At 76.3% G+C, this 10,324-nt stretch carries 13 protein-coding genes and 1 tRNA gene; 4 read left to right on the forward strand and 10 right to left on the reverse strand.

Features of this window, described 5'->3' with window-relative positions:
• Positions 1 to 24: 24 nt before the first annotated feature.
• The 3 genes from O7546_RS14690 to O7546_RS14700 all read right to left on the reverse strand — a co-directional run bounded on the left by O7546_RS14690 (position 25) and on the right by O7546_RS14700 (position 2,577).
• Entirely contained in the window at positions 25 to 495 is a 471-nt protein-coding gene (locus O7546_RS14690) for a MarR family transcriptional regulator (protein ID WP_194803349.1), read from the reverse strand.
• Between the two features lie 48 nt (positions 496 to 543).
• A complete protein-coding gene (locus tag O7546_RS14695; RefSeq protein WP_194803348.1) occupies positions 544 to 1,731 on the reverse strand; it encodes a GAF domain-containing SpoIIE family protein phosphatase in 1,188 nt (395 codons plus the stop codon).
• 99 nt (positions 1,732 to 1,830) lie between these two features.
• Complete coding sequence (locus O7546_RS14700) at positions 1,831 to 2,577, reverse strand: SAM-dependent methyltransferase (RefSeq protein WP_281601090.1); 747 nt, start codon at positions 2,575 to 2,577, stop codon at positions 1,831 to 1,833.
• A 127-nt stretch (positions 2,578 to 2,704) separates the two neighbouring features.
• On the opposite strand from O7546_RS14700, the gene O7546_RS14705 reads away from it, so the two are divergent.
• From O7546_RS14705 to O7546_RS14715, 3 genes are all read left to right on the forward strand, one after another.
• Positions 2,705 to 3,538, forward strand: a complete 834-nt coding sequence (locus O7546_RS14705; protein ID WP_281601091.1) for a universal stress protein — start codon at positions 2,705 to 2,707, stop codon at positions 3,536 to 3,538.
• A 137-nt stretch (positions 3,539 to 3,675) separates the two neighbouring features.
• Positions 3,676 to 3,885: a hypothetical protein gene (locus O7546_RS14710; RefSeq protein WP_013286381.1), complete on the forward strand. Its 210-nt coding sequence runs from the start codon at positions 3,676 to 3,678 to the stop codon at positions 3,883 to 3,885.
• Entirely contained in the window at positions 3,882 to 4,355 is a 474-nt protein-coding gene (locus O7546_RS14715) for a hypothetical protein (protein WP_269697005.1), read from the forward strand. The genes O7546_RS14710 and O7546_RS14715 overlap by 4 nt, the downstream gene beginning before the upstream one ends.
• Here O7546_RS14715 and O7546_RS14720 read toward each other — a convergent pair.
• Positions 4,352 to 4,552 carry a hypothetical protein gene (locus O7546_RS14720; RefSeq protein WP_269697006.1) on the reverse strand — a complete coding sequence of 67 codons (201 nt, stop codon included), beginning with the start codon at positions 4,550 to 4,552 and terminating at the stop codon, positions 4,352 to 4,354. The genes O7546_RS14715 and O7546_RS14720 overlap by 4 nt on opposite strands.
• Before the next feature lie 127 nt (positions 4,553 to 4,679).
• Here O7546_RS14720 and O7546_RS14725 point away from each other — a divergent pair, with 127 nt between their 5' ends.
• Complete coding sequence (locus O7546_RS14725) at positions 4,680 to 5,336, forward strand: hypothetical protein (RefSeq protein ID WP_281601092.1); 657 nt, start codon at positions 4,680 to 4,682, stop codon at positions 5,334 to 5,336.
• A gap of 3 nt (positions 5,337 to 5,339) precedes the next feature.
• Here O7546_RS14725 and O7546_RS14730 read toward each other — a convergent pair whose 3' ends face one another.
• The 6 genes from O7546_RS14730 to O7546_RS14755 form a co-directional block, all read right to left on the reverse strand.
• Positions 5,340 to 5,522 carry a hypothetical protein gene (locus O7546_RS14730; RefSeq protein ID WP_194803387.1) on the reverse strand — a complete coding sequence of 61 codons (183 nt, stop codon included), beginning with the start codon at positions 5,520 to 5,522 and terminating at the stop codon, positions 5,340 to 5,342.
• A 66-nt stretch (positions 5,523 to 5,588) separates the two neighbouring features.
• Positions 5,589 to 6,866, reverse strand: a complete 1,278-nt coding sequence (locus O7546_RS14735; RefSeq protein WP_194803342.1) for a hemolysin family protein — start codon at positions 6,864 to 6,866, stop codon at positions 5,589 to 5,591.
• Entirely contained in the window at positions 6,866 to 7,063 is a 198-nt protein-coding gene (locus tag O7546_RS14740; RefSeq protein ID WP_030503909.1) for a hypothetical protein, read from the reverse strand. Before O7546_RS14740 ends, O7546_RS14735 begins: the two co-directional genes overlap by 1 nt.
• A 45-nt stretch (positions 7,064 to 7,108) precedes the next feature.
• Complete coding sequence (gene selB, locus O7546_RS14745; protein WP_281601093.1) at positions 7,109 to 8,872, reverse strand: selenocysteine-specific translation elongation factor; 1,764 nt, start codon at positions 8,870 to 8,872, stop codon at positions 7,109 to 7,111.
• Positions 8,873 to 8,877: 5 nt separating this feature from the next.
• Entirely contained in the window at positions 8,878 to 10,170 is a 1,293-nt protein-coding gene (gene selA, locus O7546_RS14750; protein ID WP_281601094.1) for an L-seryl-tRNA(Sec) selenium transferase, read from the reverse strand.
• A gap of 24 nt (positions 10,171 to 10,194) precedes the next feature.
• Positions 10,195 to 10,290, reverse strand: a tRNA-Sec gene (locus O7546_RS14755).
• Positions 10,291 to 10,324 lie beyond the last annotated feature (34 nt).

Consider the following 10,324-nt stretch of genomic DNA (forward strand, 5'->3'; position numbering starts at 1 on the left):
AAGGCCGGACGACGGTGCGAGTGGTCAGGCGGTACGGGCGGTCGAGTCCGAGCCGGCCTGCGGGGCGGTGGCCGTCGCAGCCTGGCTGAACGCCACCAGCGCCAGCAGCAGCTCGTGCTGCACCCGGTTCGGCATCCGGTCGAGCACGGCCTGCACCGCCCGGTGCCGTCTCTCCTGGAGGTCGCGCAGCAGCGTGTCGGCGGCAGCGGTCGGGATCAGCCGCACCTCCCGCCGGTCGCGCGGGTCGGCCACCCGGCGCAGCAGGCCGACCGCCTCCAGGCGGTCGCAGAGCCGGCTCGCCGACGACGGGACCACGTCCAGCAGCTCGGCCAGCCGGTTCACGTTGGTGTCCGGATGCGACACGATCAGCGACAGCACCCGCAACTGGGTGGGCGAAACGCTGACGGTGTGCCGGGAGGTCGCGGAGTCGAGCACACCGATGAGCGCCTCCGCAGCCGATTCGATGGCCGCGGCAAGATTCGGAGGTCGCTCCACTCGCTGTCCCCTGCGATCGTCCCGCTCGTGTCCGCTCCGCCGCCCCCGTCACTGCCCCGTCACGTCGTCGGACCGGCTGGAGCCGCGCCAGTCCAGGCAGACGACGACCGCGTCGTCACGGAGATCCGCGTCGGCATGGTACGCATGCAGTTCGCGCATCACCGTACCAACTGCCTCGGTCGCCGGCTGCAGCCGAGTCGACCGCATCGCGCGCGCCATCGCCCGGACACCGTACGGCTCCTGCTCGTCGGGCTCCGCCGCGTACACGCCGTCGCTGACCACGAAGAGGCGATCGCCCGGCTCCAGAGTGAACTCCTGCACGTCGTAGCGGGTCTCGGCGAACATGCCCAGCGGCAGTTGCTGCTCCAGCGCGATCGGTGTGACACGGCCCCCGCGCAGCCGCAGCAGTTGCGGCGACCCGGCGTCCACCGCGCGCATCACGCCCCGCCGGCTGTCCAGCTCCAGCAGCAGCGTGGCCACGTGCCGGCTCCCCCGGTGCTGGTAGTAGATGGTGTCCGAGGCCAGCTCCGCCTGTTCCACCAGGCTGCCGCCCGAACGCCGGGCGTTGCGCATGGCGTTCACCGTCATCGCCGTGAGCATCGACGCGGCCAGCCCGCTGCCGGTGCCGTTGAGCACGGTGAGGGTGAGGCGGTCGCCGTCCACCGACCAGTCGAAGTGGTCACCGCCCACGGTGTACGCCGGTTCGAGCTGCCCGGCGAGCAGCGCGTCACCGAGCCGTACGCTGCGCCCCGGCAACAGGTCCCACTGCATCTCGGCGGCCATGCTCAGCCGCTCCCGCCGCCGGGCGCGCCGGTAGCGGTCGGTCTCCCGGTCGGCCGCGCGGATCGCCACGGCCAGCTCACCGGCGGCGTCGCGGGCGGCCTCCACAGTGGCGGCGTCCGGGTCGCCGGGCAGCTCCACCATCAGCACGCCGAGCCGCTCCCCCCACACCGACAGCGGCAGGTAGGCGCGGCAGCGGCCCTCCTCGACGATGTCCAGCACCGGCTCCTGACTGCTGAAACAGCGCTGCGCGACGCTGTGGGCCAGCAGCGGGCCGCCGTCGGGCACGTCCGGGTCGAGCACCGGCCAGAGCCCGCTGGCGCGGTAGTCGGCGACGAACACCTCCGCCCGCGCGGCCCCGAGCGTCTGGCGCAGCACCGCGTCCGCGGTCTCCGCCAGCTGGTCGGGTGGCGCCGTGCGCAGGGCACGCGACACCGATCCGGACGCCTCCGGCATGCTCATCCTCCGATGACGACTATTGCTACAGGGCAAACATCATACGAAGGCCGCCCGACGGCGAACGCCCCGCCTCGGCCGGGCGTGACGGGGACCGGCTCAGCCGGCCGGGCGCACCGCCAGCGCACCGTGGAACGCGTCCGGCACCGGCTCGGGCTCACCGGCCGGCCGCCACCGCGCCACGGCCACGATGCCGTCGCCGGTCGGCTGCCAGCGGCCCAGCAGCGGCGCGAACCGCTCCGGCGCCCGCATCCGGAACGCCGGACCCATCATGGCCAGCGCCTCCGGGCGCCCGGCCAGTTCCTCGGTGTCGAAGTCGATCGCCAGCCGGCTGCCCGGCGCCACCGCCTGGTACAGCTCGTCGAGCGTACGGGCGAGCGTGTCGTCGTCAAGGAACGCCGCCAACCCGAGGAAGACCACCCCCACCGGCCGTCTCCCCCAGCCCGGCACGAACCGGTGCAGCAGCGCCCGGTCGACGGTCCCGATGTCGGTGGCGTCGCCGTAGCCGTACCCGGCCCGGTCGCTGCCGTCGAGCAGGCTCCGGCCCAGCCGGACCGTCTCCGGGTCCACGTCGGTGTAGAGCACGGTCGCCTCCGGCGCGACCTCGTGCACGTTGCCGCAGGTGGGCACGCCCGCGCCGAAGACCAGGAAGCCGTCGATCCCGTCGGCCGTCATGGCCCGCACGGTGCGGCCGAGGAATCCGCGCAGCGACCGGAAGATCGCCGCGCAGGGCCCGTACGCCGCCTCGAACGCGGCGGCCGCGGCGACGTCCACCGGGCGGTGGTGCCGGCCGCCGAGCCAGTAGTCGATCATGCGGGCGGTGCTCGGTCCGTCCGGCTGATCCATCGACGGGGCTCCCTCCCCTGGGCGCTGCACGCCAGCGTACCCACCGGGCGACCCCGGGCGGTATCGCCCCGGGCCGCCGTCCGGGCCGCGATACTGGCCGCGGGAGCGCCGCCACGAGGAGGTACTGGTGAACTCGGCGAACGGGGCCGCGGTGGTGGTCGGGGTGGACGGCTCCGAACCGGCCACCCGGGCGGTCCGCCTGGCGGCCCGGGAGGCGCGGCTGCGCAACCGCCCGCTGCGGGTCGTGCACGGGTTCATCTGGCCGCTGCTGCGCGTACCGGTCTCCGCGCCGGCCGGCTCACCACCCGGCGCCGGGCTGCGCAACCAGGCCGAGCAACTGGTCACCGACGCGGTGGCGGTGGCCGAGGCCGAGTCGCCGGGGCTGCGCATCACCGGCGAGATCATCGACGGGGAGGCGGCAGCGGTGCTGCTCGGCGAGTCCCCCACCGCCGCTCTGGTCGTGCTCGGCGATCGGGGCCTGGGTGGCTTCGCCGCGCTCGTGATCGGGTCGGTGGCGGTGCAGGTCGCCTCGTACGCCGACTGCCCGGTACTGATCGCGCGCGGCACCGCCCACGACGGCGGCCCGGTCGTGGCCGGCCTGGACGGCTCGACGCCGTCACGCGCCGCTGTCGAGTTCGCCGCCGAGACCGCGTCCGCGCGCGGCGCCGCGCTGCGCGCGGTGCACGCCCGCCCGCACGGCCGGGACGACGCCGAGGCGGAGCGGGTGCTCACCGAGGCGCTCGCCGGGATCGGCGAACGGTGGCCGGACCTGCCGGTGCACGCCGAGGCGGTACGCGCCAAACCGGTCGCGGCGCTGACCGCCGCGTCGGCCGAGGCCCAGCTGGTCGTGGTGGGCCGGCAGGGCCGGGGCGAGCTGGGCGGGCTGCTGCTCGGCTCGGTGAGCCAGGGGATCCTGCACCGCTCCGCCTGCCCGGTGGCTGTGGTCCGCGCGGCCGGCTGAGCGGCGGCCCGCGCGCCCCGGCTGAGCGGCGCCCGACCGCCCGACCGGCCTGGCGGGGATCCGCCCGGCAACGGTTGGTCCCGGCCCGGGCGGGTAGACGCCTACGGTCAGCCGACAGCGATCCGCAGGAGGCAGAGATGCCAGGACCACGGCCGGGCAGCAACGCGTACGACAAGCAGCGAGCACGCCTTCGCGACCTCGTCGAGCAGTCCGGACGGGCGTCCGACAAGGAGGCGAACCAGGTCGCCAACCGGATCCTCCAGGACGACAGGGGCCAACGCGGTGTGGTCCGGGGCGAACGGACCTACGGCCCCAAGGGGAACCGGGAACCGGGTGACCCGAAGTGAGGACGGCAGCGGTTGTCGACGGCGTCATCGCGGGCGCCGTCGGCAGCGCCGTCCTCAACGCGGTCTCGTACCTCGACATGGCGCTGCGGGCCCGGCCGGCCAGCAGCACCCCCGAATCGGTCGCCGGACGGCTGGCCGACGTCACGCACGTCGATCTGGGCCCCGGCGACGAGGCGGCGAACCGCCGCTCCGGTCTGGGGCCGTTGCTCGGCTACGCCACCGGCATCGCCGCGGGCGCAGCGTTCGGCCTGCTCGCCGCACGGCGGCGGATGCCGTTGCCGCTGGCCACGGTGCTGCTCGGCGGTGGGGTGATGGCCACCTCGGACGGCTCGATGACAGCGCTCGGCGTGACCGACCCACGCACCTGGCGGCGCAGCGACTGGATCTCGGACCTGATCCCGCACCTGGCGTACGGGCTGTCGGCCGCAGCCACCTGGCGGCGGCTGCGGCCGACGTCGGCTCGCGGTTAGCTCTCGTCGTCGGCCACCGGCTCACCGGCCGGGCCGTACGGCGACACCTGTCCCCTGGGGACCGGGCGTCCCGCGTCGGCGTTCGACGTGCCCCGGCTGCGCGAACGGCCGCCCGCCTGGGTGGCCGTCTTGCGGCTGTCCTGGCTGGTGGCACCGAGATCGTTCCGGCGCAGTTCCTCCTGCTGCGGCTTGACCACGGGTCTCTCCTTCCCGGTGGGGCGCACGGCCGTCGACCGCGCACCCGGCCCGCGTACCCGTCGCCGCCCGGCGCATTCCGGATCGGCTCGGGGGTCTGGCCCGGGCCGGGGCGGGTAACCCGGGTGGATGCCAGACGATCGCAACGTCGCACGGGCCCTGCTGGACCGGCAGTCCCGCACGTACGCGGAGGAGGCCGGCATCGCCCTCGCGGACCGGCCCGGCCCGCTCTACCAGCTGCTGGTGCTCACCACGCTGCTGAGCACCCGGATCCGGGCCTCGGTGGCGGTGGCCGCCGCCCGGGAGCTGTTCACGGCGGGCTACCGCACCCCGCAGGCGATGGAGGCGGCGACCTGGCAGGACCGGGTCGACGCGCTGGGCCGGGGCCACTACCGGCGCTACGACGAGCGGACCGCGACCATGCTCGGCACCGGCGCCCGGCTGTGCCTGGGCCGCTGGCACGGCGACCTGCGCCGGCTGCACAAGGAGGCCGGCGCGGACCGGGCCGTGCTGCGCCGGCTGCTCACCGAGTTCCCCGGCATCGGCCCCACCGGTGCGGACATCTTCCTGCGCGAGGCGCAGTCGGTGTGGCCGGACGTACGCCCGTACGCCGACCGGCGCACGCTCGCCGGGGCGAAACGGCTGGGCCTGCCCGCGAGCCCTGGTGAGCTGGTCGGGCTGGTCGGCGAGGCCGACTTCGGCCGGCTCGCGTCGGCGCTGGTGCGGGTCGCCCTGGGCGAGGAGTCGGCGGGCGAGGTGAGCCGCAGCGCCGCCACGGCCCACTGAGGGCTACTTGGCCGGGCCGGGTTTGGTCAGGTTCCAGGCCAGCAGCGAGGCGAGCAGCGCGAGCAGCACCACGCCGCCGGAGACGCCGCCCTCCCCGCCACTGTCGCGGCTTCCGGTGAAGCCGAAGTAGATCACGGCCAGCCCGGCGAGCACGGTGATGAACGTCCGCATTCCTCGGTCCTTCACGCCCGCACCGTACGATCGGCGGCCGGGCGCGGGACGGGGATCGGGCGGTTGTCCCCCGTCCGGGTGTCAGTCCGGGCTGCGGCCGACGGCGGGGCCGCGCAGCCGGACCCGGCGGATCGCCCGTCCGGCCACCTCGACCACCTCGACGGTGAGGCCGGGCAGCCGCACCCGCTCCCCCGGGCCCTCGGGCAGCCGGCCCAGCCCGGCCAGCACCAGCCCGGCCACCGTGGTGTACTCCCGCGACAGCGGGAACGTCACGCGGACGCCCACGTCGGGCAGGTCGTGCAGCGGGAAGTCGCCCGGCAGCAGCAGCGCGCCGTCCGGCTCCCGCACGGCGCGGCGCACGTCCCGGTCGGTCTCGTCGTACAGCTCGCCGACGACCTCCTCGAGCAGGTCCTCCATGGTGACCAGGCCGTCCACGCCGCCGTACTCGTCGACCACCAGCGCGAGCTGCTCGTGCCGCTGGCGCAGCTGCCGCATCGCGTCGGCCACCGGCAGCGTGCCCGGCAGGAGCACCGGCGGGCGGGCCCGGTCGCCGACGCGCGCCCCGTCGGCGTCCACCAGGTCGCGGATGTGCACGGTGCCGCGGACGTCGTCGAGCCCGCCGGGTCCGATCACCGGCGCCCGGGACCGGCCGGTGGCCGCGAGGCGGCGCATCGCCTCGGCCGCCGGCAGGTCGGCGGGCAGCGTGGTCACGTCGCGGCGCGCGACCAGGATCTCCCGCAGCGTACGGCCGGCGATGTCGAACGCCCCGGCGAGGATCTCCCGCTGCTGGGCGGACAGGCCACGCTGGCTGACCAGCATCTCCCGCAATTCCTCCTCGGTCACCTCCTCCCGGCTGGCGCGCGGGTCGCCGCCGGCGAGCCGGACCAGCAGGTCGGTGGAGCGGCCGAGCAGCCACACCGCCGGCCGGGACAGCCGGGCCAGCAGGTCCAGCGGCGCGGCGCTGATCAGCGCCCACCGTTCCGCCGTCTGCATGGCCAGCCGTTTGGGCGCCAGCTCGCCCACCACGAGCGTGAGGAACGTCAGCAGCAGCGTCACCAGGAACACCGCGACCGGGCGGGCGGCCCCGCCGAGGAAGCCCAGCGGGCCGACGAGCGGCTCGGCGAGCGTGACCGCGGCGGCGGCCGAGGCGAGGAACCCGGCGAGCGTGATGCCGAGCTGGATGGTGGCCAGGTAGCGGTTCGGTTCGCGGGTTAGGCGGCTCAGTCGCGCCCCGGCCCGCCCGGAGCGCGACAGCCGGCGCAGCTGCCCCTCCCGCAGGCTCACCAGCGCCATCTCGCTGCCGGACAGAGCGGCGTTCACGAGGATCAGCACCAGCACCAGCGCGACCTGGACACCCATCAGTCCGTCTCCAGGTCGTCCAGTGAGATCGCGTGGGTCATCAGCCAGCGGGCCAGCGCGGCCATCCCGAACAGCCACAACGGCGCCGACTCGGTGGGGCCGTTCGTGGCGTAGATGGCGAAACGCAGGTCCGGTGCCCGGTACGCCTCGATCCGCCACTTGTGGTTCTTGTCCCGCCAGACCGCGGAAGGGTCCATGGCGCCACGGTAGGTGACCGGGGCGGGCGGGCGACGCCTGTTGGCTCACCCGGGCGGGTGGACCACCTCGCGGGCGTCGCCGGGCAGCCGGCGGGTGGCGCCGCGCCGGTCCAGCAGCTCCAGCAGCGGCACCGCAACCCGGCGGGTGGTGCCGAGCGCCTGCCGGGCGGCGCTGAGCGTGAACGGCTGCGGCAGCCCGGCGAGTACGCGCACCGCGTCGTCCGGGGCGCCGGGCAGCAGCACCACGTTCTCGGCGAGCTTCAGCAGCGCGCCGGCGCGTACCGCGGCGCCGATCTCGCGGGGACCCAGCCCGAGGTCGGCCAGGTGGTGCGCCTCGGGGGCCTGGAACGGGCGGTCGCCGTACTCGGCCCGGACCCGGTCCACCGCCCGGGCCACCGGGTCCGGCAGCGTGCCCTGCGGGGCGGCGGTGACCAGGCCGTCGCGCAGCCGCAGCGGCGGGCGCAGCAGCGCCGTCACCAGGGCACGGTCGGGCAGGTCGAGCCGGTGCCGCAGCACGTCGACGGGTACGCCCGCGGCGAGCGGATGCTCGGCGGCGTACCGGGTCACCTCCTCGGTGAGGCGGCGGCCCAGGTCCCGCCAGTGCTCCGGGTCGGCAAGCCACTGCCCGGCCACCGGCGTCGCGACCGGCGCCACGCCCATCCGGGTCAGGTCCCCGGCCCGGATCAGCCGCCGTCGCCGCAGCTCGCCGGGCAGGTCCGGCCGCCCGTCCAGCCCGGCCAGCACCGCCGCGCGGGCGGCGGCCGCGCCCCGCCGGCGCAGCGGCGGCGGGTCCACGTCCAGCACCGTCACGCCGCCCGCGACGTGGTGCCGCCCGGGGTCGCGCAGCAGCGCCCGGTCGCCGATCAGCAGCGGCAGCGGACGGGCCAGGCGCAGCCGTACCGTGTCCGGGCCCAGCGGCCGGACCCGGGCGGGCACCGCCGCCGCGCCCACGTGCAGCGTGAGCGTGGCCGGCAGGTCGGCGGCCGGGTCGCCGGACAGCCGCACGTCGAGCAGGTCGGTACGCCCGAACCGGCCGGGGCTGAGCAGCGCGTCGCCGCGCCCGACCCGGTCCCGGGGCAGGCCGCGCAGGTTCACCGCGACCCGGGCCACCGCGTCGACCTCGGTATGCGCGACACCGAGGGAGTGCAGTCCGCGTACCCGCACCGCCTCGCCGGTGGCGGCCAGCTCCAGCTCGTCGCCCACACGCAGCCGGCCACCGCCGAGCGTGCCGGTGACCACCGTGCCGCTGCCGCGCACGGTGAACGCGCGGTCCACCCAGAGCCGCACCGGGGCGTCCCGGGCCGGGTCGGGCAGCCGGGCGGTCAGGCGATCGAGCGCGGCGCGCAGCTCGGGCAGCCCGGCCCCGGTGACCGCGGAGACCGGCACCGCCTCCACAGCGCCCAGCGATGTCGCTGCGATCTCCGTGCGGGCCCGCGCCGCCGCCGGCCCGGGATCGGCCAGGTCGGCGCGGGTCACCGCGAGCAGCCCGTACGACACGCCCAGCGCGTCCAGCGCGGCCAGATGCTCGGCGGACTGCGGCATCCAGCCCTCGTCGGCGGCCACCACGATCAGCGCGGCCGGGACCGGGCCGACCCCGGCGAGCATGTTCGGCACGAACCGCTCGTGCCCGGGTACGTCGACGAAGGCGATCGTGCCGCCGGACGGCAGTGTGGTCCAGGCGAAGCCGAGGTCGATGGTCATGCCGCGGCGGCGTTCCTCCGCCCACCGGTCCGGTTCCATCCCGGTCAGCGCCCGCACCAGCGTCGACTTGCCGTGGTCGACGTGCCCGGCGGTCGTCACCACCCACATGCCGGTCAGTCCTCCACGCTCAGCACAGCCGCGCGGACCTGGTCGTCGGCGCCGTCCGGCACGGCGCGCAGGTCCAGCAGCAGCCGGCCCTGCAGCACCCGCCCGAGGACCGCCGGCTCGCCGGTGCGCAGCGGCTCGGCGTACCGCTCGGGCAGGCTCAGCGCCCACGAGTCCAGCTCCACGCCGGGCGCCCCGCCGCCGCCGACCACCGCGGCGCTGGGCACCACCTCGGCCTTGCAGCCGTCCTCACCGAGCCGGTCCCGCAGCCGCTCCAGCCGCTCCCGCAGCCGGGCCGGGTCGGCGTGCAGCGCGTCGCGGGTGGGCGTGGACGGCGCGTACAGGGTGGCGGCGAGCGCGGCGAGGGTGAGCTTGTCGACCCGCAGCGCCCGGGCGAGGGGGTGCCGGCGCAGCCGCTGCACCAGGTCGGCGTCGCCGAGCAGCAGACCGGCCTGCGGGCCGCCGAGGAGCTTGTCGCCGCTGGCGGTGACGAGGTGCGCGCCCGCGCGCAGCGTGGTGGTCGCGTCCGGCTCGTCGGGCAGCAGCGGGTCCGGTGCGAGCAGCCCCGACCCGATGTCGGCCACCACCGGCACGCCGAGCGTGGCCAGCTCGGCCACCGGCACCGCCGAGGTGAAGCCGGTGACCACGAAGTTCGACGGGTGCACCTTGAGCACGAAGCCGGTGCGCTCGCCGATCGCCGCCTCGTAGTCGGCGCGCGTGGTGCGGTTGGTCGTGCCCACCTCGCGCAGCCGCGCGCCGGTGCTGGCCAGCAGGTCGGGCAGGCGGAACCCGTCACCGATCTCGACCAGCTCACCGCGGCTCACCACGATCTCCCGGCCGGCGGCCAGCGCGGTCGCGGCCAGCACCAGCGCCGCCGCGCCGTTGTTCACCACGTGCACCGCCCCCGCGTCGGGCACCGCAGCGGCGAGCGCGTCCAGCGCCTCCCGGCCGCGCCGCGCCCGCCGGCCGGTACGCAGGTCCAGCTCCACGTCGGTGTGCCCGGCGGCGGCGACCAGCGCGTCCACCGCGGACGGGGCGAGCGGGGCTCGCCCCAGGTTGGTGTGCAGCACGACGCCGGTGGCGTTGAGCACCGCGCGGGGCGTACGGCCGGGCAGGTCCGCCAGCGCCGCGTCGCGTACCTGATCGGGGGTCAGCTCGCCGCGCCGCGCGCGGTCCTGCGCGCGGACGATCGCGGCCTTGACCCGGTCGCGGCCGAGCGTCGCGGCGGCGGCGGCCAGCGCGGGATCGGCGAGCAGCGCGTCGGTGCGCGGCACCCGCCGTCGCGGGTCGACCTCACGCATCGGCGCACTCCCGGGAACGGTACTTGGCGGAGACGGACGGGAATCGAACCCGCCTGGCCCGGGTCCCGGACCACACCGGTTTTGAAGACCGGGAGGGGCACCAGCCGCCTGAACGCCTCCACGCAGCAGTCAACCACAGCGCGGCGCGGACCGC

The organism is Micromonospora sp. WMMA1976, from assembly GCF_027497335.1.
Taxonomy (GTDB): domain Bacteria; phylum Actinomycetota; class Actinomycetes; order Mycobacteriales; family Micromonosporaceae; genus Micromonospora; species Micromonospora aurantiaca.

What these genes read in the sequence shown, in the direction of transcription:
- O7546_RS14695 (WP_194803348.1), bottom strand. Translation starts at nt 1,731, where the DNA reads ATGCCGGAGGCGTCCGGATCGGTGTCGCGTGCCCTGCGCACGGCGCCA.
- O7546_RS14700 (WP_281601090.1), bottom strand. Translation starts at nt 2,577, where the DNA reads ATGGATCAGCCGGACGGACCGAGCACCGCCCGCATGATCGACTACTGG.
- O7546_RS14710 (WP_013286381.1), top strand. Translation starts at nt 3,676, where the DNA reads ATGCCAGGACCACGGCCGGGCAGCAACGCGTACGACAAGCAGCGAGCA.
- O7546_RS14725 (WP_281601092.1), top strand. Translation starts at nt 4,680, where the DNA reads ATGCCAGACGATCGCAACGTCGCACGGGCCCTGCTGGACCGGCAGTCC.
- O7546_RS14735 (WP_194803342.1), bottom strand. Translation starts at nt 6,866, where the DNA reads ATGGGTGTCCAGGTCGCGCTGGTGCTGGTGCTGATCCTCGTGAACGCC.
- O7546_RS14740 (WP_030503909.1), bottom strand. Translation starts at nt 7,063, where the DNA reads ATGGACCCTTCCGCGGTCTGGCGGGACAAGAACCACAAGTGGCGGATC.
- selB (WP_281601093.1), bottom strand. Translation starts at nt 8,872, where the DNA reads ATGTGGGTGGTGACGACCGCCGGGCACGTCGACCACGGCAAGTCGACG.
- selA (WP_281601094.1), bottom strand. Translation starts at nt 10,170, where the DNA reads ATGCGTGAGGTCGACCCGCGACGGCGGGTGCCGCGCACCGACGCGCTG.